Consider the following 24,636-nt stretch of genomic DNA (forward strand, 5'->3'; position numbering starts at 1 on the left):
GATTATTTGAATCCCTTGAAAAACTAGAAGCACTGTTACATAAACTTTTAAATGAAGGAGGACTAATTATAAAATGGGACCGAAAAATAAAAAATAAAGGTAACTTAGTTAATGCAGTTTAGATGTCGAACAGCTTAAGATGCTTGCTAGTAGGGGAACTTTAGAAAGTCTATGGTTTGGGAGTTGGTGCAGTTTCTCCTGCAAAGGAAGTACAATTGCCACCGAGGCCAGAAATAATCGCGCAAGTATTAGTTTTCAGCATTCCCTGATATGTATCAGCACCTGTGCCAGGGCCGCCTAACTCGTCGCTGTAAAGTTCCTTGTCGGAAATTTCGACATTTGCCTCCCTCGCCACAGTCTCCATCAACTTCGGATTAGTTGTAGTTTCGGCAAAAATTGTTGGCACTCCTGCCGTCTTAATTTCTGAAGATAATTCGGCAATTCTTGCTGCCGTGGGCTGTTCCTCTGTTGTCACACCCTGCAAAGCTCCAGCCATCTCCAAACCGTAAGCATCGGCATAGTAACTCAGAGCGTCATGAGTGGTTACTAACTTGCGTTTTTGGGCTGGAATTGTCGCAATTTGAGCTTTTATCCAAGTATCTATTTTTTGCAACTCATCTGTTAAGCTGGCTGCATTTTTTGTAAAAAGTTGAGCATTGGTGGGGGAAACTTTGATCAATTCATCCCGAATTGTTTCTACCATACGGATGCCATTTTGAGGGTTATGCCAAACGTGAGGGTCAGGGACTTTTTCGCCTTCTGCATGGGGTTGGTTTTCCCCTTTCTCTTCGCCGTGTTCGTGCTCGTGTTCGCCTATCAGCGGTTTGGGAACTGCGAGTTCGTGTACGGCGATTTTGGGTGCGGAATTACTGCTAGATTCAATTAACTTAATGATGCTGGGTTCGTGGTTGTAGCCGCCGTATAAAATCAGATTTGCGGTTTCAATCGCTTTGCGGTCTTCCGGCTTGGTTTGATAGGCGTGGGGGTCGTCTCCCGGCTTGATGAGGCAGGTGGTGTCGATCGAACTTTGAGCGATTTCTTTAGTTATGTCGCAGATAACGCCAGTCGTGGCGACGACTTTGGGCAAGTTGGCGGCCCGACTGGCTGGAGTTTGAGTTGCGGCCGGACTCTCTGGCGTCCGATTGCTGGCGTTCTGTCCTCCACTGCACCCAACCAGTCCGCAGCCAATTGCCAAAACAGCCGCACCGCACAATCTGCCGCTTTTTCCAGCCCAGTTCTTTAACATTTTCACCTTTGGAACGATAATCGTTATTGCTTTTTCGAGTTATCCTATTCTAGTAGCTACGAACAAGAATCGTTCTCAAAAGCTTGAATTATGTTAGAAGTGCAAGACTTAGCTGTTAATTATCGAGGCATTTCGGCCCTCAACAGCGTGAATTTCCAGTTAGAATCGGGGCAATTAACCGGTGTGTTCGGCCCCAACGGCGCGGGGAAAAGCACGATGGTGAAAGCGATGCTGGGATTGATCCCGGCCTGTCGGGGTTTGGTGAAATATCAGGGACGGTTGTTGAAGCAGCAGTTGTCGCGGGTGGCTTATGTGCCGCAGCGATCGCAAATTGACTGGGATTATCCGATTACTGTGTGGAATGCGGTAATGATGGCGCGAACTGTCCAGACTGGTTGGTTTCGCAGCCCCTCGAAGCAGTCGCAAGAATTGGTGAAGGCTGCTTTGCTGCGGGTGGGAATGTGGGATTTGCGCGATCGGCAAATTGGCGAACTGTCTGGCGGACAGCAGCAGCGGATTTTCTTAGCAAGGTCGATCGCCCAACAAGCCGATTTATTCTTCTTCGACGAACCTTTTAACGCGATCGACAAAGCAACCGAAGAAATTATTTTCGATATTTTTGCCGAGCTCAAAGCCGCAAATAAAACATTGCTAGTAATCAGCCACGATTTAGGCGAAACTTTAAAACAGTACGATAATTTATTGTTGCTCAACAAGCAGTTAATTGCGACTGGTTCCTGCCGAGAAGTTCTCACCGCAGCCAATATTCAAAAAGCCTATGGATACGATTTAAGTTTAGTGTCAGCGTGAGTAGAAAAGATTTATTTTTAACCGCCGATGGACGCAAATAAACGCAGATAATTATCTTCTATCTGCGTTTATTTACGGTTAAAGCAATAAGATTATTGAGGTCAGTAATTAAATGTTAAATTTGCTAATTGAGCCGCTCAAATTCGAGTTTATGCGAAATGCGATCGGCGTCGGCGTTTTGCTAGGAATTCTCTGCGCCGTTGTCGGCTCCTATTTAATTGTACAGCAAATGGGAATGATGGTTGACATGATTGCCCATTCAGTATTAGCAGGATTACCGGTGGCTTTTTCTTTAGGTTTCAATATTTCGATCGGCGCGTTTATATCGGGAATTACCAGCGCTGTTATTATGGCGTGGATTCAATCACAATCTCGTCTAAAAATTGATGCTGTAATGGCATTAATTTTATCTACATTTTTAGCAATTAGCATCACCTTAATTAGCGTTTTGCGTACAACAAAATTAGACTTAGACGGTTTTTTATTCGGGAATATCTTGTCAGTTGCACCTGCTGACGTGCAGCAGACTTTGGCTATAACTTTGATAATTTTGGCGACAGTTAAAATGTTTTATAAAGAACTGCTATTTTATACTTTTGATCCTTTGGGGGCGCAAGCATCTGGTTTGCCTGTAAAATGGATTTATTTGGGGATGATTTCAGCGATTACGCTGACGATTGTTGCGAGTTTGCAAACTGTGGGAGCCCTGTTAGTAATTTCGCTATTAGTTGGACCGGGAATAACGGCGTATTTGTTGGTAAAAGAGCTACATTTAATGATGGGATTAGGAGCTTTTATTGGGATTATAGCTAGCGTAACTGGTATGTATCTCAGCTATTATTTGAATATGCCGTCTGGTGCGGCAATTGTATTAGTTGTTTTTGGGTTATTTTTAGTAGCTTTGCTGTTCAGTCCCAGTCAAGGGATTTTGACAAGAAAGAGGGGATAACACTCCAGGACACACTTCGACACTGAGAAACCGGGTTTTTTACTCGATACGGTCTCCAACGAAGTAGACGCTGGAAAAACCGGGTTTCTGGGTTCCGTGGGTAAGTCCTAAAGTTTTCAATTGTATATGTTTTGGTCAAGCGGGTGCGTATGCGAACTTAGCGTCGCCCGAAGCCTTTGTCGCGCCTAGACTTTGACCAAACAAGCAATTCGCCTCCACAGCCGCCAGCGGCGAGAAACTGGCCTTCGGGATGCCATGCGAGACAGGAAAAACCGCCCTCTGCACCTTCTAGAATTTGCAGCAATTGTTCTGCTTCGTCCCACAAACAAACTTGACCATCTGCGGCTGCGGAAGCTAATAAAAATGTGGTAGGTTGAAAGGCGATCGCATTTACAACTTTTTCATGCACTTCTAACCCCCAAGAATCCCAACCGACACTTTCATCAGCGTGTTTTTCCCACACTGAAATGCCTTTAGAACTCACAGCAGCTAACAAAGGCGCACCCAAGGAATTAGTTTTATCCGACCAAGCTAACTGCCGAACTTTGCCCGGAAAACCCTGCATTACCCACGGTTCAAAATTGCCCCATTCATTAACAATTAGAGTATTGTCCATATTGCCGCAAGCTAAATATTCCCCTTGTGGCGACCAAGAAACTGCACCTGTTGCAGAGGGTACTGATAAAATTTCCGGGTCTTCGTCCCAGTCTTCACCATGCCAAACTTTGACACCTTGATAGCCGCTAACTGCCAGATATTGAACCATCGGATGCCATGCTAAATCGAGGATAGATGATGACTCAAAATTCAGCGTTACTTCAACAACATTATCCTCAACATTCCAGACTTGAACGTAGCGGCCCATACTGAAAGCTAACTGGTTGCAGTTGGGACTCCAAGCTAACTTATCCACCCAGACACGCTGGTTATCCAAATCAGCAATTAATTCCCCAGAATTAACGCGCCAAATTCGCACTTTTCCATCTTGTCCGCCAGCAGCTAGGAATTGACTGTCGCGGGAAAAAGACAAGCAATCGGCTGATTTATCCGTAGCACTTTGTAGCGTTTGCAAGGACAATTCATTAACTGCCCCTACTGCAGCCAGCATCACTTCGCCCGCAGCAGAACAGATTGCTAAAGTTGTGCCATCCGGCGACCAAGTAACAGCAGTTACGTAGTCAGACAGCATGGCTTCGGCATGAAACTCCAGGGTTAGTTCGCTACTTTTTAAACCAGACATTTACGAAAATCCTCTCGCAATTGATTTTCGTTTAAGTTGCGACCGATGAATACAAGCTCATTTTTCGGAGTTTCGGTAGCTTTCCAAGGTCGATCTGGCCGGCCATCAAACACCATGTGTACTCCTTGGAAAACAAACCGCTTGTTGTCTCCGGCGACATTCAAAATGCCTTTTGTCCGAAAGATATTCGGGCCTTGAATTCGCAACAATTCCTCCATCCAATCGCTAAATTTGTTGCGGTCAATAGCGCCGGATTCTACTATGGCTACGGAGGTAACTGTTTCGTCGTGTTCGTGAGTATGTTCGCCCAAAAAGTCTGGTTCGATTTCTAATGCCCGGTTCAAATCAAATGCTTTGACGCCCAACAAAGCATCCATTGCTAATTCAGCGTTCCGGGTACGGTGAATTTTTGCCATTGCATTCATGGCACGAATTCGCTTTTCTAATTCTGCCAATTCTTTCTCAGTCACTAAATCAGTTTTGTTGAGCAAAACTACATCGGCGAAGGCAATTTGTTCTTGAGCTTCGTCTGCGTCCCAGTGCTGCCCGATGTGCTTGGCATCGACTACAGTGACAACTGCGTCTAGCAGCAATTTGTCCCGCATATCTTCGTCTACAAAAAATGTTTGAATTACGGGTGCGGGGTCGGCTAAACCTGTGGTTTCGATGACTATGTGATCGAATTTGTCTCGCCGCTTCATCAAGTTGCCGATAATCCGAATTAAATCGCCTCGGACTGTACAGCAAATGCAGCCGTTGTTCATCTCGAAAATTTCTTCATCGGCATCAATTATCAGTTGGTTGTCGATGCCTACTTCGCCGAATTCGTTGACGATGACTGCAACTTTTTTGCCGTGTTCCTGTGTTAAAATGCGGTTCAGTAGCGTGGTTTTGCCTGCACCCAGATAGCCCGTGAGAACGGTAACAGGAACTGATTCGATCGCCCCAGCAGTCACCATACTTGACCTCGATTATTGTACAATGATAACCATTATCGCTATTGTACACCAGACTTGCTGGCAGCGCCCACAATATTAAATAATGTTAATAAATTGTTCGTGAGAGCTTGTCGGGGCGAGTTTTACCAATAATATTTGCTGCAATTCAAAATATCGATAAACCCGCCCCTCTGAGAGGACAATTAGTTGTTAATCATAGCTGCAATTCGATCGCGCTCTAACTCTCGACCGATCAGCACTAATTTGGTTTGGCGGAGTTCGGAAGGTTGCCAAGGGCGATCGTAAAAATATTCTATGCGCGAACCCACACCTTGCAACACCATCCTCATCGGTTTCTTGGGAACCGCCACAAACCCTTTAATCCGATAGATTTCCTCCTGCTGCATCAAGGATTGCAGTTTTTTCACCAATGCTTCAGGTTCAAATTCGCGATCGGCAATAAAGTAAGTCGAGTTAATATCATCATCGTGTTCGTGTTCCTCCTCAGTGTCGTGGTGACTCGGACGAGACTCCAAATCATCCTCAACCGCCGCATTAAATCCCATTAGCACATCGGGGTTAATTTCGCCACCTTTGCAAGGCACAATTTTCACACTCGGACGCAACTCTTGCTGCAACCAGCTTTGGACTTTCTTGTGAGTTTCCGCATCTACGCGATCGACCTTCGTTAAAAGTACCATATCGGCACAGGCTAACTGGTCTTCAAACAATTCCTCGATCGGAGTTTCGTGATCTAAACTATCATCTGCTTGTCGCTGTGCCATCAAAGCATCGATATCACCGACAAAAGAACCGCTAGCAATAGCTTCGCAATCGACAACAGCAACAACACCGTCTACTGTAGCACCGGTGCGAATTTCCGGCCAGCGAAAAGCTTGAATCAAAGGTTTAGGAAGTGCGAGACCCGAAGTCTCAATTAAGATACAATCAATTTGTTCTCGGCGCTTCAACAATTCCTGCATAGTCGGCAAGAATTCCTCTTGAACAGTGCAGCAAAGACAACCATTTGTTAGTTCTACAATATTGCTGCTAACATTTTCTTCTTCGTCGCAAACTTGGCAATCGCGCAGCAGTTCTCCATCAATTCCGATTTCGCCAAATTCGTTCACCAGAACAGCAATGCGGCGACCTTGATTATTTTGCAATAAGTGGCGAATTAAGGTAGTTTTGCCGCTACCAAGAAAACCAGTGATGACAGTAACAGGGATTTTGTGCATTGATAATTTTGTGCTTATTTGATGGTGGGATATCTCGTTCCCAAGCTCTGCTTGGGAATGCTAATCTAGAGGCAGAGCCTCGCTGGAATAAACGAGCGCTTTTAATACGAGGCAGAGCCTCTGCATATGTGTTACCAGACCGAGATCGTAGGTGACAACTTAAGACTGAAATCTACAATAAAAGTCGCTTTTAAGCGAAGTCTAGATCCCCCTAAATCCCCCTTAAGAAGGGGGACTTTGAGAATATTTCTTGTCCCCCCTTTATTAAGGGGGGTTAGGGGGGATCTAGATTTCGATAACAACAAGAGAGACGATCGGTTTGACGTTAAGTTGTCACCAATGGGCAGAGCATGGTAACGAGAAAGGCTCTAATTTGCGAGCGGAGGAATCTTTGCTAAAACGCCTTTTTTCAGAGCTTGAGGGCGCTCAGACCAAGGCAACAAACCGTCCGGTTTAGAATAGTATTGACCCGCGCATTCGAGTACAGCCTCGACGCTTTCCAACTCATTTGCTGGTAAATCACCAAACAGATAAGTATACTTTCCAACAGCAGCAAAAGACACCGCACAAGAGTGACTGCAAGCACTCATGCACTCAACCTCTTGAATCTCAAACTTATCAGAAAACTCCCAATCTTTAGCGAGTTGGGACAAATTTTCCATAAATTGTTGACCGCCGCTTTTACCTTCGCGCTTGCCGTTTTTCCAAACACTAGCGCAAGCCGTGCAAACAAATAAACTGTGCTTTGTGCGTACAGCCGTGTTAATTCCATCCATCATCCGTACCTCGCAGATGCGTTCAAAAGTGAGTTAGATATCGGCGGGCATTCTGACTTGAGAAACCACAACGGTTTCATTACAGTTGCGGGACAGCGCCGGACTTGCACCGAACTTTCCCCGTTTCCTCTAACGGCTGCTCCCCGCTAGAACCGATCGCGAAATCACATCATACCGCACTTGCCGCCTTTTTGGAAAAAAGTTATGTTGGTAATGTCGATCCATCCCAAAAAAAAATAACTCTTTGTGGAACAGGCATCTTGCCTGTTGCTGACAGGATATAACCCATCTAAAAAAACTTCACTGTTTGTGTAACAGATATCTTGCCTGTTAATGACAGGATAGAAACCCATCAAAAAAAACTTCACTGTTTGTGTAACAGATATCTTGCCTGTTAATGACGGGCTCGAAGCCCATCCCACAAGAACATTACTACAAACTATATGAACCCCTTCCCCGATTTTTCCACTCACGGCTATCAGATTGAAAAAGAACTCGGACACAACAGTCTCGGCGGCCGAGTTACATACTTAGCGAAAAATACGAATACTCAAAAATTAGTTGTAATTAAGCAATTTCAATTCGCTCAATTAGGTGCTAGCTGGACAGAATACGAAGCTTACGAACAAGAAATTAAAGTTTTGCAAAATCTGGATTTTCCGGGCATTCCCCGCTATCTCGATTCTTTTCAAACGGACAGCGGTTTCTGCATGGTGCAGGAATACAAAAATGCCGAATCTGCTGTCGCGCGGACTTTTGCGCCGCCGGATATCAAGCAAATTGCGATCGCAACTTTAGACATTTTAGTTAACCTGCAAGCTCAGAAACCGCCGATAATTCACCGCGACATTAAGCCAGAAAACTTGTTAATAGATGACGAACTCAATGTTTATTTAGTAGACTTCGGTTTTGCTCGGCTAGGAGGTGGAAATATAGCGGCTAGCAGCGTCGTCAAAGGCACGATGGGATTCATGCCACCGGAACAAATGTTCAACCGAAAATTAACAAAAGCATCCGACCTTTACGGCTTGGGGATAACGCTGATTTGCTTGTTAACTGGGACAAAATCGGCGGATGTCGGTAATTTAGTTGATGCCAATTATGGCATTCATTTCCGGCATTTAGTACCGCCGTTGCAGCAGGGTTGGATGAATTGGTTGGAAAGGATGGTAGCGCCGAGAATTCAAGACAGATATCAGTCGGCTGCGGATGCTTTAACTGCGCTACAATCTTTGGATGTCCGCAGCTTGCCGAAAGTGAGAATTGAGCGCGATCGCATTCAATTCACCGCCACACAATATGGAGAAATCTTAACACAAACTATTGCCATTAGCAACCCAATTCCCGATACAATGCTTTGTGGCAGGTGGGAAGTCGCGCCCCATCCGAACGATCCGCCCCACACGCCCTACGACCACTCTTGGATCTCCTTTGAACCGCAGGCATTTGAAAGCAATAATATCGAGTGCACAATCGCAGTCGATACGAGTAAATTGCTGGCAAGTCAAACTTACAACCGCCAAATCATCTTGCGCGCAAACTCTGAACCCGAAACTCATACAATAGAATTGCAAGCTACAACAGCCCCGCTGCCCGTACCGCAAAAAACTAATTTTTTGTCGGTATTCAGGCTGACTTTTAGGTGCTGTTTGATCTTATTAGCAACTTTTATGTGCTGTTTGCTGTTCACACTTTTGATAGTTTTCTTGAGTGAAATTCCTACTTTTTTCTCTCCGATGGGTGGCTTCTTTTGGCATTTTGGGACTACTACTATCATGCTTCCCATCAGTGTTACGAGTGGCTTCTTGGGATTTTCAGTCGCCGAAATCGCCATTGCAGCCAAATTAAACAAATATGATTTTAATTGGTTTTTAGCTTTATGTGGAGGGTTAATAGGATTGATATTTTATAGTGTTATTAGCAGCAGATTAACCAGTATTCTTTTTGATATCGCGCAGGGTACGATCGATTATAAATTAATGAGATTTGTGTATGCTGGGTCAGTGCTGGTTTCGCTAGCAGTAACTTTACTGGGAGCCTTAATACTAGGAAGGATTACAAATGTTACGCTCAAAAATGTTACGATAGTAGCAGTTATTATGCTGCTTTTATCATTTTCATTGTATGCTGATAGCTTCTTTATAGTCTTCTGGATTCTAACGCTGGCATCCATAATTTACAACATAGTCAATTCGGTATTTAACAAGCTGATTGACCAGCAGATAGCCAGACAAATTCTTGAAGTAGATGCTACCAAAAGAGCTTTTCTTACTCCCGGATTTTGTATGAGTTTGTCAGTAGCATTTATAAACTTTTTAAACTTTAAATCTCAATTAGAATGGGTTGAACCAAGAGAAATATTAGTTGTAGGAGGAACGATAATGACATCTCTAGCCGTCACTGGAATTCCGTTAATTGACTCGATCGTTTTTAAACCAAAAAGAATGCTGGCCAACTATCGCAAATCCCGACCAAATTTAATTAAACCGTAAAAACTTGTTCGCAGCAAGGACTTTCAACCTCAATGACTGAAGTCCTCACGAAAAACCTTACCAAACATTAACCGTCTGCATTCCTGCCTGTTGTTGGCGGATTGTTTCGAGAGTTCGCTTTAAATCCAAATCTTAAAAACCTCGCTATTAACTATCACAACTCTCAATCACTAACTATAAACTATCAACTATTTACCTATGAATGCTTTTCCTGACTTTTCCAACTATGGCTATCAAATAACCCGCAAACTCGGACACAATCGCGCTGGCGGTAGAGTTACTTATCTCGCTACCGAAATTAATACCAAACGTTCCGTCGCCGTCAAACAATTTCAATTTGCCCAAACAGGCGCTAATTGGGCTCAATATCAAGCGTGCGAACAAGAAATTCGGATTTTGCGAGAACTCGACTATCCTAGCATTCCCCGCTATTTAGATTCCTTCCCAACTGCATCGGGTTTCTGCATGGTGCAAGAATACAAAAATGCCCCTTCCTTGGCAAATTCTCACCGCTGGAAGCCCCAACAAATCAAGCAAATTGCTATCTCTGTTTTAGAAATACTCAAATACCTGCAAAATCGGGTTCCGCCAGTCATCCACAGAGATTTAAAACCCGAAAATATTTTAGTAAATGACCGGATGAATGTCAGCCTTGTCGATTTCGGATTTGCTAGAATCGGCGGGGGAGAAGTGGCCGCCAGCAGCGTTGTTAAAGGCACTTTGGGCTTTATGCCGCCAGAACAAATGTTCAATCGGCAGCTAACTGTTGCATCGGATTTATACAGTCTCGGCGCGACGCTAATTTGCTTGCTAATCGGCATCAATTCTACCGAAGTTGGCAGTTTGATGGACGATACCGGGCGGATTAATTTTAAACATCGCTTGCTGCAGCTAACTCCCGAGTTTCTTGACTGGCTGCAAAAAATGGTAGAACCTAATTTCAAACACCGCTATCCTTCCGCAGATGCGGCCTTAAATGCTTTGATTCCCCTAGAGGTAGTTCAGCAGCGTAACAAGTCAAAACTCGCACTCATATCAGTCGGATTATTAACAGCAATTGCTGCTATTTTTATTCCTTTGCTCTGGAAATTTACCGAACCTCAAACAGCAGTCGATATCAAACCAGTAATCAACGCAGTAAAGTTAAATCCTCACACTCAAGAGATGTTAACTGACGAACTAGAATCGACAAAAACTAGAGATTTTTGGTCTTTGAAGCAAAACAAAAAAGTCTATTTTGCTGTCAGTGGTACTAAGTTGCCAAAAGGAGAATATAGAAGTTATTGTAAGGTTGTCAACCCTCAAGGACTATTCGCAGCCCAGAGTCAATCTTATTTAAAAACGACGGGCGATCGATTAAATACTTGGTGCTGGTACAATTTTAAACAAGATGACAAACCTGGCAATTGGCAGTTTCAATTTTACTTAGACGGTCAAAAAGTGACGCAAAAGAGTTTCAAGGTTTTACCTTAACGTTCGGGCTGGCAGTTAACGCTGTAACAACGTTGTTCCGGGCTGGCAGTGAATTTCTTTGCCGTCAAAAGTTGGCGGACTCCAAGTTTCTGCATAACTTGCGTTCTCCCGATCGCTCTCGCATATAGCACTAATAGTTCTTATTAGATTGCTACCCTTTTCTTTGTAAGCAAATACTGCGCCAGTGTAGGATTTCTCGCGGGGGTTCGTCTCCGTAGGTTTGGCGATCGCGATCGCGATCGCGCTTTCAAATTGTGCTGGTTCGCGGTGATTGTGCCTAGTTTGAACCGGGCCCATTGATGAGACGATCGTGTAATGATAGTTCTTGGTCTGTTCTTTAATTCCCAGACCCAATTCTGCAATGGAATCGCTAAATTGACCGTACTCTGCATAGTAAGCTTCCTGCCCTTTATTGATGGCATTAATATATTGTGGGTTTTCTGAATATCTCTTACCGCTTGACGAGCCGATCATATTGAGTTGGAAATCGTAAAATGACGCCATGATGCCAGCCACAACCGCGCTGTAAATTGCAATCCTCGGCAGCAAACTGGATACTGGCAATCTCGATTTTTTACTGGCTTTAGCTACATTGACTGACATTTTTTTAACTGTCATAAAGTAAATTTGCCAAGTTTGTAGGGTGCGCCACAAGCACCCTACAGATTACAAATTAAGCTGTTTCGTGCTTCCGCCATGCGGGATGCCACAGCAATTCAGCAGTCGATCGCTTCTCGACCATTTCGGGAGTAATCATACAGTTAGCCACATCCTTGCGAGAAGGCAACTCGTACATCACATCCAGCATTAACTCCTCTAAAATGCTGCGGAGAGCTCTCGCGCCAGTTTTGCGACGATAGGCCTCCTGGGCGATCGCCCGTAGCGCATCCGGCTCAAATTCCAACTCCACACTATCCATCTTCAACAGCTTCTGATACTGCTTCACCAGAGCATTTCGGGGCTCGGTCAATATCTGCATCAAAGCTGCCTCATCCAGCGGCGAAATCACCGTCACCACTGGAATCCGCCCGACAAACTCAGGAATCAAACCAAACTTAACTAAATCATCCGGCTGTACCTGCTGCAAAATATCAGCCGCCCGCTTATCCTTCGCCGGCAAAGTCGAGTTGCTTTCGGTTTCTGTTGGCTGAATAAAGCCCAAGGATTTTTTACCCAAACGCTGTTCAACTATTTTTTCTAAACCGACAAAAGCACCGCCGCAAATAAATAGAATCTTGCTAGTGTCAACTTGAATAAAATCTTGGTAAGGATGTTTGCGGCCACCTTGGGGAGGCACATTAACCACCGTTCCTTCCAACATTTTTAGCAGCGCTTGCTGCACTCCTTCTCCCGATACATCTCTGGTGATCGAAGTGTTTTCACTTTTGCGAGCAATCTTGTCAATTTCATCAATATAAATAATCCCGCGCTGTGCCGATTCCACATCAAAATCAGACATTTGCAACAGCCGCAGCAAAATATTTTCTACATCGTCGCCGACATATCCAGCTTCTGTCAGCGTCGTCGCATCGGCTACCGCAAACGGGACTTCGAGCATTTGCGCCAAACTTTGCGCTAACAAAGTTTTGCCACAACCTGTCGGCCCGACTAGCAGGATGTTGGATTTTTGCAATTCTACATCACTGTCAGGGGAAGACTTGTCGCTATCTTTAGCTTGGTCAACACTCAAGCGCTTGTAGTGGTTATAAACTGCTACAGAAAGGACTTTTTTTGCTGAATGCTGGCCGATGACGTGGTTGTCTAAATGCTGCTTAATCTCTGTCGGTTTTGGAATTTGAGCTAAAACAATTTTCGATTTGTTCGATCGACCTGGGCGCCGGGTTCCTTGTCCCTGAGACTCTCGCACCTCTGATTGGGGAATCTGTTGACCAATTGTTTTACTGGAGTCAAAGAACTCCTCCTCTAAAATTTCATTGCACAGTTCCACGCATTCATCGCAAATGTATACGCCGGGCCCAGCTATTAACTTGCGGACGTACTCTTGCGACTTGCCGCAAAAGGAGCATCTCAGATGGGAGTCATATTTTGACATATTTGCCTCTTAATTTACGGTTGCGGTTGCTTGTTTCGACTGGGGAAGTTGCCGCGGGAGCGACCTTAGCTTTGCCCTAGAAGGGTTTCCCGATCGGACACCCAAGCCAGTCAAGCTTCGCGATCTCTATTTCTAAGTTAACACTTTTGAGGCTTTAGTCATTAGTCATGAGTCATTCGAGCAAATTTGAATTTTTCATTTTCACTTGAAAATAAAGTGGCACGGGCTTACCATTTTTTGTATTCCAAAAATTTTCCAGACATAATTATTTTCACTCGATCGCCTTTTGGGTCTGCTTCTTTCTCCACATCCAAAGTAAAGTCGATCGCGCTCATAATCCCGTCACCAAATTTTTCGTGAATCACTGCTTTGAGTGGCATCCCGTAAACCTGCATAATTTCATAGAAACGATAAATCAGGGGGTCAACCGGGACCGAAGCCTCCAAAGAACCTTTTAACTGAGGTTCACAGAGAACCGAGGCCGTCTCGCTATCTAGTCCCAAAGCCGAGACAATTTTCTCCGCTTCATCTTCAGATGCGGTAGCTTGACGGTAAATAACCGCCGCAATCCAAACTTCGTCGCGCCCCAAAACTTTTTCCAAATCTGCAAAACTAATCCCCTTTGCTTTTTTAGCCGCCAAAAGCTTTTCTGTAATTCCTGAAATTGCCATTAAATATTCTCCCCTTCACTTCAGTGTCAGATGTGAAATATGTCTCACATTGTGGGGATTTTGTCAATACCAAATTGAGAAATAAAATCGAATTGATAGCTCGGAACTTCAGCAAAACCTGGTCTCGTTAACCCCCACAACTCATACAATTTGAGATTTGAGATTTGAAACGTTAGATTAGCAATGACTGATGACTACCAGGGTTGAGAGCTAGTCAACAGTTGCATTCTTTTTGCCAACTGGTATCACAACTGCTAAATCCTAAAATAACTCATAACTGCCCTGCGGCAATGGTACAGTTGGCAGTATATGTAATAAAAGTTACACACGCAAAGGCCTTCGGCATTCGGCTGAATTTTGATCGTGCTAGCCTGAAGCTCGATCCTCGCTCACGCAGCAAAAGCCCCTTTACCACTCAAAACCGGCAACTGACAAAAGTATGGAGATTCAGACCAAAGATTACACGATCCAGTACGATCGGGCTACGCAAACAGTCACCTGTAGCGGAGCGTTCCGACTCAGCCAGGTGGAAGAATACGCACCGATCGTCGATCTGCTCAACGAAGTGGCTGACTCCTGCCCAAACACGGTGACTCTAGACTTGCGAAAGCTAGAATTTTTAAATAGTTCTGGAATTAATATTGTCTCAAAATTTGTGATCAAAGTGCGCCAGCAAAAAAATATTCAAATCGCCATCAAAGGTTCTAAACAGATCCCCTGGCAGATAAAATCCCTGAAAAACTTGCAGCGGCTGATGCCTTCCTTGCACTTAGAATTGGAATAGTATCGAAAAAGGTAAACAGGAATCCGCTGCTAAGTCCGAGAACCAGGACGAGGGTGGCTGAAGTTAATCGGAATAAGTCATAGTTAAACTAGCACAAAACCCTAAAAAACTTCAGAACCGACTAAAAATTACCAATTTTCTATTGCTATGCAGGAAGAACCATCGACAGAACAGCTACTTTTCGACGTTCAGCGCCTGAGTGCGGAACTTGAAAACTTGAAGCGCGAAAAGGTTGACCTAGAACTTTTGCTGGAGACTACCACCGAACATTCAGATACGATGGAAGCTCACTTACTGAGCAAAGCTCAGTTGGCGCTGCGTTCAAGCGAAGAGCAGTTTCGGGCGATCGCCTCGGCAACTCCCGTGCCGATATTAGTTTCTCGCCTCTGTGACGGCTTAATTCTGTATGCGAACGCTCAATTGGCTTCTCTCCTGAACATACCCCTAGAAAAATTGATCGGCTGCAGCACTCCAGACTTTTACTTCAACCCCGCCGATCGCCCAAAGGTACTTGAGGCACTTGCTAAAGAGGGATACCTCCAAAACTACGAAATCCACTGCAAAAAATCAGACGGCACCGCTTTCTGGGCGATGATCTCGGTTCAGTCGCTGGTGTTTAACGGCGAGCCGACAGCATTGTGCGCCTTGTACGACCTCACCCAGCGCAAGGAAGCAGAACAAACCCTCCAAGAGAGCGAAAAGCGGCTCCGCCGCCAGAGTTTGGCTTTGTTGCAGCTAGGTCGCCAGAGGACTCTCAACAGCGGTGCGCTGAATGTGGGAATTCGCGAAATTACCGAAGCTGCAGCCCGGACTTTGGATGTGGAAAAAGTCAGCGTCTGGCTTTACAACCATGGAAGATTTGGAACTCGCTACCCCAGCGATCCCCAGCTAAATTTTACGGAGAGAGTGCTCGCCCAAAACCAAACAGAGGCACTCGATACAGAGACCGCTGCCCCAGAGCAACACGAGGGGGTGAATCATTCTAAGTTGAAAATCCCCAACCTCAAATTAGTTTGTCTCGACGTGTACGATCGCACCCAGGAGAATCATTTGAGCCGGGAGTCCATACCGGCAAGCGATTTAAATTTATCAATTTTAGATGTTGAAGGCGACGCACCGGGCGAAAATTTGCGATCGGACAATGGTTTAGAACCGACGACAAAGACTCAAAACTCTCTACAAACGAATTTGTCCCACTCATCTTCCCTAGCCGCAAATTCCGGTGTGCTGCCAAATGCCAGCAAGCCGAATTCATCCATATTAAATGTAGCAATTAGGCTCGGCGGCCAGATCGTGGGCATCCTCTCTCTCGAACATATGGGCGCGCCCCGCCAGTGGGCTCTAGAGGAGCGCACCTTCGCCGATTCTTTGGCAAATTTGGTAGCGCTGGCGATCGAAGGATTTGAGCGCCAGCGGGCTCAGGAAGCCCTTTCCAAAGCCAAAGCGCAGCTAGAAATGACCGTCGATCAGCGCACCGCTCAACTCACCGCCGCCAATAAGCTACTCCGCATCGAAATTGCCGAGCGCAAAAGAGCCGAAATAGCCTTGCAAGAAGCCTTACACAAAGCTGAAGCAGCTTCGAGAGCTAAAAGCACTTTTTTAGCCAATATGAGCCACGAGCTGCGGACGCCGCTCAACGCGATTATCGGTTACAGCGAAATGCTACAAGAAGAAGCACGGGAATCGGGACTCGAAGAGATCATTCCCGATACCCAAAAAATTTATAACGCCGGCAAACACTTGCTGACTTTAATAAACGATATTCTAGACCTTTCTAAGATAGAAGCCGGTCGGATGGAGCTTTATTTAGAAAAATTTGACCTCAGTAATTTAATAGAAGAAGTTGTTGCAACTTTGCACCCTTTGGTCGAAAAAAATCACAATCAATTGCAGGTTTCTTGCTCTGAAAATTTGGGAGTGATGTATGCAGATTTGACTAAAGTCCGGCAAATTCTGTTCAATTTGCTCTCGAATGCCCTGAAGTTTACCGAAAGTGGAACCGTTCTGTTAAGCGCGACTCGCGAACCAGCAGGCGACAGCGATTGGGTTTATTTGCAGGTATCTGATACGGGGATTGGAATGTCGGCCGAACAGCAGCAGGGTTTGTTTCAACCTTTTATTCAAGGGGACGCTTCGACTACTCGCAAGTACGGTGGCACCGGTTTAGGATTGGCCATTAGCCGCTTGTTTTGCCAGATGATGGGCGGCGATATCACTGTTGAGAGTGAGTTGGATGTTGGCTCTACTTTTACTGTTCATTTAAAGACAAAAGTTGAGATTAGTTAGAAGTAAGTTGAGCAACTAGCAATGTAGGGTTTTTAAGGGATTTAACGGGTGGGGGTTTTGCCAGGAATTGTGTACCGGATTTAACGGATTTAACGGATGGTAAAAGATGGAATAATTCCCCGATTACCCATTCCCCAATTACCAATTACCTATTACCAATTACCCATTCCCTTTTTTATTGTGACACCGATCGCGATCAACCTCTGTTGTCGATCACACAGTAACATTTTTTTTCAGCCTAGAATACCTATATTATTCCAAGATTGTCCTGCAGGCACGATCGGGCGCCTCGCTGCATTCACAAGTCCCACCTCAACCTAATTAAGGCGGTGGGGGGTTGCTTCCAGAAAGGCAATTTGGTAAAAGTAATGCTATGGTCGCGAAGCAGTAGAAGGGAAAAGTTAACAGGAAATCAGGAAGTTTCAAAAGTCTCAGGACGCAGAAACACAATTCTGCTTTTTACCTTCATACTGCTTCTACGGGCGAGATAGCACTGCTGCTGAAAGCAATGCACAATTTCTCAGAATCAAAGGAGTGCATCTACATGATTAAACCTTGCAGTCAACCGCTAAAAATAAACCCTTTTACTTGTTATCGCGATCCGGCTACAGGCAGGTGGACTACTGTAGTTACAAGTGTTCCAAACACTTGCGAAACAGACTCTAGTTTAAAAGCAGAAGCCGAAGGCGAAAACGAAGGTAAAGCAGAAAGGATCGTTTCTGCTTCGCCTGCTGTCTCGGTGTCGAAAAAAGTCCTTTCTTTCTCCGTGCCTCCGTTTAAACACCGTGCCCAAAAATCTGCTGTTAGTGTCAGCAGGTAGCTATCGCAGGGGTCTAATCTAGTTTCCACGGTTAGTCCCCGGCGCTCGTCAAACCAAACAAAACAAACTTATCCATAGCCTAAACTGCCAAAAAGCGATATACTGGCAGCAAACTTTCTCCTTCAATATCCGTGAAGTATTTGCTCGATCGCTGCCTCCACTTTGTATGGACAGACCGACCAATTCGCCAGCGGGGAACAATCATCGTTGCTATCCCCATTATTTTTCTGTTTGCTTCGCTGCTAGCAATTGCAGGCCTCCGCGATAGTACCCTACAGATAAGAAAGCGAGCAGATACTAATAAGGCAATACTTCAGGAAACTAACCGCTTGTTAACCCTCGTGGTGGATGCGGAAACGGGCCTTCGGGGTTACGGGTTGACAAAGCGCCGCGAATTTCTATCACCCTACTTAGAAGCCAAGAAGAGTTTGCCTGCGCTGCTGGCTAAACTCAAGGTTATGGTTCAAGAAAACAAACAGCAAGCTCAGCGATTTGCAGCTATAGAAAAAAGTACCGAACAGCATATAAATTTCTTGCAAAACACTTTGAATAAGCTCGATAGTTCGGCAACAAGCGTGCAGTCGCCGGAAATAATTGAGGTGTTCACTCAAGGCAAATTGAGGAGGGATAACCTTCGGGCAAAAATTAATGTGTTTGCTAATGCCGGCGAAGCCTACCAGAAAGCTGTTGATCGGAAAATACAGGAGTTGATAGATTTCATTAATTTCGTGCAATTTGCTGGTTTGCTTTTCGGGTGTTTGGGCGCAGGGGTTTCCTGGTATTTATTTGATAGTTTAGAGAAGGAATTGAGCAAGCGGGAAGCTGGCTTGGAAGAAAGTAAAAGTCGCATTCAAGCTGTGGTAGACAATGCGGCTGACGGTATTATTACTTTGGACGCACAGGGAAATATTGAGTCTTTTAATAGGGCAGCAGAAAAGATTTTTGGCGAGAAAGCCGATCGAATAATTGGCTCGAACCTGCGACGGCTGATAGCTCTACCGCAGCCGTACAGCAGCGCGGGGGATTATTCGATCGAATATTTTGTGTTAAATCCCAATGCTAAGCTGAAGGCTTACCAGCAAGAAACAGTTGGAGTTCGCAACGACGGAACTAAGTTTCCGATGGAGTTGGCTATCAGCGAAATGCGTCTGGCAAATCAACACTTGTTTATTGCGATTTGCCGCGATGCCAGAGGACGGAAACAAGCCGAGGAAACTCTGCGAAAGCAAGCGCAAATGCTGGATTTGGCGAACGATACGATCGCCGTACTAGACTTGAACGGGGCGATTTCTTATTGGAATTTGGGGGCGAAGTGGCTCTACGGGTGGCGGAAGTCGCAAGCAATAGGAAAAAATATTCACGAGCTTTTACAAACAGAATGGGCCCAACCTTTGGAGGCAATTCAAAAAGTGTTTTTCGAGAAAGGTTATTGGCAAGGGGAACTGGTACGCACCAAGGCAGATGGCACAAAAATAACGGTGGCAAGCCGATGGACTTTGCAGTACGACGATCAAGATCAACCGGTGGCTATTTTGGAAATTAGCAATGATATTAGCGATCGCAAGCGATCAGAAATTGCTTTAGCCCAAAGCGCGCAGCGGTTTCGCGCTACTTTTGAGCAGGCGGCCGTCGGCATGGCCCAAGTGACTGTGGAAGGCAAGTTTCTGTTAGTTAATCAAAAACTTTGCGAAATTTTGGGCTACAGCCGCCAAGAATTGGTGGAAAAAAGATTTCAGGAGATTACTTTGCCCGATGATTTGGAAAGCGAACTGAAATATTTGCGCCAATTGTTAGCAGGAGAAGTTGAAAATTACTGTATGGAAAAGCGCTACATCCGCAAAGACGGAGAGTTGGTGTGGGCAAACTTGACGGTTTCGCTGCTGCGAGAACAAGATGGCAGTCAATTTCTGATGGGTGTGGTAGAAGATATTAGGGAACGCAAACAAGCTGAGGAATCGCTGCGGTTGCACACTCAAGAATTGACTTGGACGGCGCAGATGTTGGCTCAAACGACGAATGTTTTGAGAAAGCGGAATCAAGAATTAGACCAGTTTGCTTATGTAGTTTCTCACGATTTGAAAGCGCCACTCAGGGCGATCGCAAATCTCAGCAGTTGGATAGAAGAAGACCTCAGCGAGTCGATGACAGAGGATACTCTGCACCAAATGAACCTGCTGCGCGGCAGAGTTCACCGCATGGAAGGTTTGATTGAGGGACTGCTGCAATATTCCCGCGTCGGACGGATTCAAGTCCCTTCAGAAATGGTAAAAATTGAGAATTTATTAGCAGAAATTATTGATTCGTTGGCGCCGCCGTCTGGATTTGAGGTGAAAGTTGAACCGGGAATGCCAACTTTTGTGACCGAAAAATTGCCGCTACAGCAGGTTTTTTCTAATTTAATTAGCAACGGAATTAAGCACAACCGAGCTGAATCGGGTCATATAACAATATCGGTTAAAGATTTAGATGATTTTTACGAGTTTTCTGTAGAGGATGACGGGCCGGGGATTGCTCCTCAATATCACGATAAAGTTTTTGTAATTTTTCAGACCTTGGAAGCTCGCGATAAAGTAGAAAATACTGGCATTGGTTTGTCGCTGGTGAAAAAAATTGTCGAAGGTCAAGGGGGCAGTATTTCCCTAGAATCTGCTGAAGGTGAGGGAGCAACTTTTCGGTTTACTTGGCCGAAGCAACCTATTAGCAAAGAGGGAAAATAAAACAAATTTAAAGGTAGGATGTTTAGGGCTCACCGCGCTCCAAAGAGTAAATGTAGGGTACACCCAAACTACCAAGAACCCGATAGCGACGGTTTAAACTGCATCACAACGGATTTCGATGATAAATCCATCAGGATCGTAAAAGTAAATGCCGCGTCCTGTAGCGCGAGTGACGGGGCCGCTGTCGATCGCAATTTGATTTGACTTTAGCACTTCCAGAGCGCGATCGAACAAATCCGGCTCGATATCGAAAGCTAAGTGGTTGGCGCGGGTAAAAGCTTTCTCCGGGTCGGGGTTGGGCGGTTCCAAGTCTGGCTGCCAAAATAAGTCAATCACAGTGCCGTCTGGGGTAACGAAATTAGCGACTTTACCAGCGGCTACCATTTCTGTTAAAGTTGCAGGAATTTCTGCACCTGTTAGTTCGTGCAGGCCGAGAATTGTACCGTAGAAGTGGCGGGAAGCTTTCATGTCACGCACGTTTAAAGCGATATGGTGAACGCGGCGCAAATTCCCCGGCGCGAGGGCAATTTTGACGTTGTTTTCCGTAGTTTGCATGATTGTCAATTGCGAATGTTAAAATTGAATGCAGTTTGATTTATTCAGATGGTGTCCTGTAAAATAAGCATTTTAAGTGGGGAGTCAGGACGGCAGACCTCCGATTTCTAGGAGAACTGAAGTCCTCACTACCAAGACTTTTATTCGGGTCGTGCGATCGCACATCATATCGATTAGTATTATTTTTCTTTAGGAAACGATGCCATGCCTACAAATAGCATGGCCAGACCACCTGCCAGAATTGCGAAGGCAAGTAAACCTACCACTAAATCTAATCCCGATGTATTTTCCATTAAATTAAACTGTTCTCCAATTAAATACAATCATCGGTATTTGTTCAGGGTCGAGTGTTTGCAAACAATGGGGAAGAGCAGAAAAAAATTAGATATCAACTTATTCTAAAAAAAGCATAATTAATTTTTTCCCTCTTCCCTAAACCGCCTCCGTTAAATCCGTTAAATCCTGTAGACAGCTTAATTGACGAACTTCTTATTTTGCCAATTCTCGATCGATAGCAGCGATCAGTTCGGGCGAATCGGGGCCAACACTGCTACGGAATCGGGCAACCACTTCACCCTGTTTGCTAACTAAGAATTTCTCAAAATTCCAGGAAACCTCACCCTTGGGATCGACTGCACTCGTAAGCTTAGCGTACAGCGGGTGCTGCTGAGTGCCTTTAGCGCGTACTTTGTCAAATAATTCAAAGGTGACGCCGTATTTGGTAGTACAGAAATTGACGATTTCTGGATTACTTCCGGGTTCTTGACCTCCGAAGTCGTTGCAGGGAAATCCTAAAACACGGAGTCCAGCCGCGCTGTACTTCTGGCTTAATTCTTCGAGTCCTTTGTATTGAGGTGTATAGCCACATTTGGAGGCTACATTAACTATCAAGAGTACCTGGCCAGCGTACTCTCCTAGCTGCTTGTCTTCGCCTGCGATCGTTTTTACTTTAATGTCGGAGATTGTGCTGGGCATTTCCAAATACTTTTAAATTTGACCACCACAATTTTACCGCAAGTCGGTACAATTTTGTCTAGAGGTCGATCGCTAAAAATATCACTATCCCGGTCGGGGCGGGTTTACGGATCTCGCGCTTATATTATAGATATTGGTTAACCGGCCGGTACCCAAATTACGGTTAATTTACCGAACATGATGTTAGTAGATGGCAATGAACTTTCTCCCCAGCAGGACTCGCCACAGTCCGCTCTTAGATTTAAGTTTCTCGCTAATAGCTAAAATATACACCGAAAAGGACGAATATTTTAACTCTCTGAGTGGTGTTCCGTCATCCATTTTTGGTAAGTATCCTCAAGTTGCTTGTCTTCGAGAACGAGTTCGAGGCGGACTTTGACGCAACCGTGACGGGGTTGAGATGCGATCGAATTTAAGATCTTGCTAGCTTTCTGCACAGAGGTAAATTCAGCCTTAACTGTCGGTTCTTGGCGATCGGTCTTAATCTCCGTCAAATCTATACCGGTGATGTTTCCCTCGCCTAAATCTATTTGTGCCAACACCTTCGGATCGTCGCCAACTTGTTCGACAATCAGCTTTTCCCACTGGATGGGTACTTGTACCATCCGAGTTTCAATTTCTTTACGCACTATGACTTCGCCGACTTTGCGCTTGCTGCGATTGATCACCAATCGTTCTTCTAGGAGGCGAATTACTTCTTGATCGACAATATCCAAGTTTTCCTCATCCTGATCAGGCTCCCAATTTGCATCTGTGCGATCGGCATCTGTTAGATTTGACATAACTGTTGAGGGATTTGTTAATTCACTGTTGCTAAATTCATTATCCGATTCCGAGGCATTTTCTAAATAAGGATGCTCGCCATTTGCCGAAACTACCGGCAGCATATCGACTTGAGCCGAATTAATAGTTACAAACAGCGCTTTTTGGTGATAATCGACTTTTTTGAGCAGCTTAACACTTAATAAAAAAATGCGGGGGTTTTCGCTCCCTAGCCCGGTCACCACAAAGTTTAACTGACCGTTAGCATCAAAATAGACATCTCTAACTTTGCCGACTAAGTGACCTTGGTTGTCTTTGACGGTAAAACTTTTTAGCTTAGTTCTGACTTTTTCAGGCACCCGGTTGAGACGGGTTATTGATTTGGCAGTTGCTATTTTTTCTGCGGATGCTTGACCGTTCATTTTTTAAACTTTCCTGCTTAGGGATTTTTATTATGAATTGGTAAGGGGAAATTGGTAAAGGCGGGGAAAGTTCATAAACGTTGCCAAAACTAGACAAGTTTTGTACCCCCCCCGCCGCTCACATAGGAATTGCACGATCGCTACCAATCCAATCAAACCTGCGCGGCGACAGAATTATGTCATTAAGGCGCAATTCCTATGCAATAGCTGTTGCGGTTGGTTTAGATTTTTTTATTTCTATTATTATCTACAACCGCAGTTCCATCAGTCTTAACGTCTAATTCTTCACGACGCAAGGTTTCTTCGCCTTCAACCGTGCTGCGAACAACTTCTTTTCTGACGTTGACTTCTTCCCGGACGAAAGCTTCCTTGTGAATGTCGGCAGTTTCTTCGTAGACTTCCATGCGTGCAACTTCCCCTGATTGGAAGTCAGCCTCACCGACTGAAACTACTCGACCCGCTTCTACCGGGGTTACTCGATCGATTACGACTCGTTCTTTTTCAATGGGTACTGAAGCTCGCGCTGTTTCAGTTTCCACGCGCTTGCCAACTGCTACTTCGCCTGTTTTTGCGCGGTGTTTGTTGGCAATCAAGCGTTCTTCATAAAGCTTGAGATTTTGGTGCTGCTGTTCGTTGGTTTCGTAAAGGGGGCGATCCATATCGTAGTTGTAGCTGCCGCGATCGTAGCTAGCAGGAGTTGCAGTGCGGGCAGCGGCAGTTCCTTGATTGCGGTAAACGCCTCTTACTTGTTCTTCGCGATCGTAATCTACTGGTTCTAAATCATTGTAAGCCGGCAATTGTTCTGCTTGAGCTTTGTTGCGAAGGCCTGTTGCGTATACCCGATGAGATCCATAATCGAAGCGAGCAGAACCGATTGGCAACAATACTTTTTTGCCAAAAATCCAAATACCGGTATCAATTACCAGATAGCGGAAACGACCAGTGTCATCAACCAAAGCGTCATAAACCGTGCCTACTTTTTCATCAGAGTCGCCAGCATAAACATCAAATCCCTTGATGTCGTCTCCAGCAAAGATTTCTTCCTGATAATTCGGATAAAAGTCTGCTAATTTTTGAAGTGCCATGTGTTTTTTCCTCTTTGCTCTACTTACATTAATAGTAGAAATTAATTCGTTCAGTTCCCTCTCCCTAAAGTCAGAAGTGTATAATTTAGGGTGTTTAATACTATAGGAATACTACGCCATCTCTTCTTCTGTGCTAGCGCGCTCAGCTATTTTAAAGATTGTAAAACTCTACAATCGTCAATCTTATAACAAGTATTAAAACTCAAAGCCAACCGTAGGGACACAGCAATGCCGTGTCCTACTCCCCTTGCAGGACACTCCTTTTCCTTTGCGCTGTACCTACTGTTAATAATTGTTAACTAGGTGGTGAAAAATCAACATTACATAGTAATAAACAAATATTA

20 protein-coding genes, 1 pseudogene and 1 riboswitch are annotated in these 24,636 nt (G+C 44.9%); of the genes and pseudogenes, 9 read left to right on the top strand and 12 right to left on the bottom strand.

What is annotated here, in order from left to right:
- Nucleotides 1–122: pseudogene (locus tag QUA36_RS20015) on the top strand (IS630 family transposase); the annotation flags it as partial.
- A 47-nt stretch (nt 123–169) separates the two neighbouring features.
- Here QUA36_RS20015 and QUA36_RS20020 read toward each other — a convergent pair.
- Nucleotides 170–1,246 (bottom strand): metal ABC transporter solute-binding protein, Zn/Mn family, encoded by a 1,077-nt coding sequence (locus QUA36_RS20020; protein ID WP_333458839.1) that lies wholly within the window; start codon nt 1,244–1,246, stop codon nt 170–172.
- 90 nt (nt 1,247–1,336) lie between these two features.
- Here QUA36_RS20020 and QUA36_RS20025 point away from each other — a divergent pair, with 90 nt between their 5' ends.
- Both QUA36_RS20025 and QUA36_RS20030 read left to right on the top strand, forming a co-directional pair.
- On the top strand, nt 1,337–2,056 hold the full coding sequence (locus QUA36_RS20025) for a metal ABC transporter ATP-binding protein (RefSeq protein ID WP_333454593.1): 720 nt from the start codon (nt 1,337–1,339) through the stop codon (nt 2,054–2,056).
- Between the two features lie 112 nt (nt 2,057–2,168).
- Complete coding sequence (locus QUA36_RS20030; RefSeq protein WP_333458840.1) at nt 2,169–3,005, top strand: metal ABC transporter permease; 837 nt, start codon at nt 2,169–2,171, stop codon at nt 3,003–3,005.
- Between the two features lie 157 nt (nt 3,006–3,162).
- Here QUA36_RS20030 and QUA36_RS20035 read toward each other — a convergent pair whose 3' ends face one another.
- The 4 genes from QUA36_RS20035 to QUA36_RS20050 form a co-directional block, all read right to left on the bottom strand.
- Nucleotides 3,163–4,245 carry a WD40 repeat domain-containing protein gene (locus QUA36_RS20035; protein ID WP_333458841.1) on the bottom strand — a complete coding sequence of 361 codons (1,083 nt, stop codon included), beginning with the start codon at nt 4,243–4,245 and terminating at the stop codon, nt 3,163–3,165.
- Nucleotides 4,233–5,204 carry a GTP-binding protein gene (locus tag QUA36_RS20040; RefSeq protein ID WP_333458842.1) on the bottom strand — a complete coding sequence of 324 codons (972 nt, stop codon included), beginning with the start codon at nt 5,202–5,204 and terminating at the stop codon, nt 4,233–4,235. Before QUA36_RS20040 ends, QUA36_RS20035 begins: the two co-directional genes overlap by 13 nt.
- Nucleotides 5,205–5,386: 182 nt before the next feature.
- A complete protein-coding gene (gene cobW, locus QUA36_RS20045) occupies nt 5,387–6,421 on the bottom strand; it encodes a cobalamin biosynthesis protein CobW (RefSeq protein WP_333204858.1) in 1,035 nt (344 codons plus the stop codon).
- A 368-nt stretch (nt 6,422–6,789) separates the two neighbouring features.
- Nucleotides 6,790–7,200, bottom strand: a complete 411-nt coding sequence (locus tag QUA36_RS20050) for a DUF1636 domain-containing protein (protein ID WP_333458843.1) — start codon at nt 7,198–7,200, stop codon at nt 6,790–6,792.
- A 22-nt stretch (nt 7,201–7,222) separates the two neighbouring features.
- Nucleotides 7,223–7,369: riboswitch (cobalamin riboswitch) on the bottom strand.
- A gap of 271 nt (nt 7,370–7,640) precedes the next feature.
- On the opposite strand from QUA36_RS20050, the gene QUA36_RS20055 reads away from it, so the two are divergent.
- Complete coding sequence (locus QUA36_RS20055; protein WP_333458844.1) at nt 7,641–9,689, top strand: serine/threonine-protein kinase; 2,049 nt, start codon at nt 7,641–7,643, stop codon at nt 9,687–9,689.
- A 198-nt stretch (nt 9,690–9,887) separates the two neighbouring features.
- Nucleotides 9,888–11,162, top strand: coding sequence for a protein kinase domain-containing protein (locus tag QUA36_RS20060; RefSeq protein ID WP_333458845.1), 1,275 nt, complete (start codon nt 9,888–9,890; stop codon nt 11,160–11,162).
- Between the two features lie 15 nt (nt 11,163–11,177).
- On the opposite strand, the gene QUA36_RS20065 is transcribed toward QUA36_RS20060, so the two are convergent.
- The 3 genes from QUA36_RS20065 to cynS all read right to left on the bottom strand — a co-directional run bounded on the left by QUA36_RS20065 (nt 11,178) and on the right by cynS (nt 13,886).
- The gene (locus QUA36_RS20065) at nt 11,178–11,780 is read right to left on the bottom strand and encodes a type IV pilin-like G/H family protein (protein WP_333458846.1); all 603 of its coding nucleotides are present in this window, start codon (nt 11,778–11,780) and stop codon (nt 11,178–11,180) included.
- Nucleotides 11,781–11,835: 55 nt separating this feature from the next.
- On the bottom strand, nt 11,836–13,215 hold the full coding sequence (gene clpX, locus QUA36_RS20070; RefSeq protein WP_333458847.1) for an ATP-dependent protease ATP-binding subunit ClpX: 1,380 nt from the start codon (nt 13,213–13,215) through the stop codon (nt 11,836–11,838).
- Nucleotides 13,216–13,442: 227 nt separating this feature from the next.
- Nucleotides 13,443–13,886, bottom strand: a complete 444-nt coding sequence (gene cynS, locus QUA36_RS20075) for a cyanase (protein WP_333458848.1) — start codon at nt 13,884–13,886, stop codon at nt 13,443–13,445.
- Between the two features lie 439 nt (nt 13,887–14,325).
- Here cynS and QUA36_RS20080 point away from each other — a divergent pair, with 439 nt between their 5' ends.
- The 4 genes from QUA36_RS20080 to QUA36_RS20095 all read left to right on the top strand — a co-directional run bounded on the left by QUA36_RS20080 (nt 14,326) and on the right by QUA36_RS20095 (nt 20,493).
- Nucleotides 14,326–14,670 (top strand): slr1659 superfamily regulator, encoded by a 345-nt coding sequence (locus QUA36_RS20080; protein WP_333450956.1) that lies wholly within the window; start codon nt 14,326–14,328, stop codon nt 14,668–14,670.
- 147 nt (nt 14,671–14,817) lie between these two features.
- A complete protein-coding gene (locus QUA36_RS20085; RefSeq protein ID WP_333458849.1) occupies nt 14,818–16,956 on the top strand; it encodes an ATP-binding protein in 2,139 nt (712 codons plus the stop codon).
- 544 nt (nt 16,957–17,500) lie between these two features.
- Nucleotides 17,501–17,776: a hypothetical protein gene (locus QUA36_RS20090; protein WP_333458850.1), complete on the top strand. Its 276-nt coding sequence runs from the start codon at nt 17,501–17,503 to the stop codon at nt 17,774–17,776.
- A gap of 131 nt (nt 17,777–17,907) precedes the next feature.
- Nucleotides 17,908–20,493, top strand: a complete 2,586-nt coding sequence (locus QUA36_RS20095; RefSeq protein ID WP_333458851.1) for a PAS domain S-box protein — start codon at nt 17,908–17,910, stop codon at nt 20,491–20,493.
- Between the two features lie 93 nt (nt 20,494–20,586).
- Here QUA36_RS20095 and QUA36_RS20100 read toward each other — a convergent pair whose 3' ends face one another.
- The 4 genes from QUA36_RS20100 to QUA36_RS20115 all read right to left on the bottom strand — a co-directional run bounded on the left by QUA36_RS20100 (nt 20,587) and on the right by QUA36_RS20115 (nt 24,292).
- Nucleotides 20,587–21,048, bottom strand: coding sequence for a VOC family protein (locus QUA36_RS20100; protein WP_333234346.1), 462 nt, complete (start codon nt 21,046–21,048; stop codon nt 20,587–20,589).
- Between the two features lie 489 nt (nt 21,049–21,537).
- Nucleotides 21,538–22,023: a glutathione peroxidase gene (locus QUA36_RS20105; protein WP_333246317.1), complete on the bottom strand. Its 486-nt coding sequence runs from the start codon at nt 22,021–22,023 to the stop codon at nt 21,538–21,540.
- A 290-nt stretch (nt 22,024–22,313) separates the two neighbouring features.
- Nucleotides 22,314–23,207, bottom strand: a complete 894-nt coding sequence (locus tag QUA36_RS20110; protein ID WP_333458852.1) for a DUF2382 domain-containing protein — start codon at nt 23,205–23,207, stop codon at nt 22,314–22,316.
- A gap of 221 nt (nt 23,208–23,428) precedes the next feature.
- On the bottom strand, nt 23,429–24,292 hold the full coding sequence (locus QUA36_RS20115; RefSeq protein WP_333458853.1) for a DUF2382 domain-containing protein: 864 nt from the start codon (nt 24,290–24,292) through the stop codon (nt 23,429–23,431).
- Nucleotides 24,293–24,636 lie beyond the last annotated feature (344 nt).

It is taken from the genome of Microcoleus sp. Pol10D4 (assembly GCF_036701555.1).
Lineage (GTDB): Bacteria > Cyanobacteriota > Cyanobacteriia > Cyanobacteriales > Microcoleaceae > Microcoleus.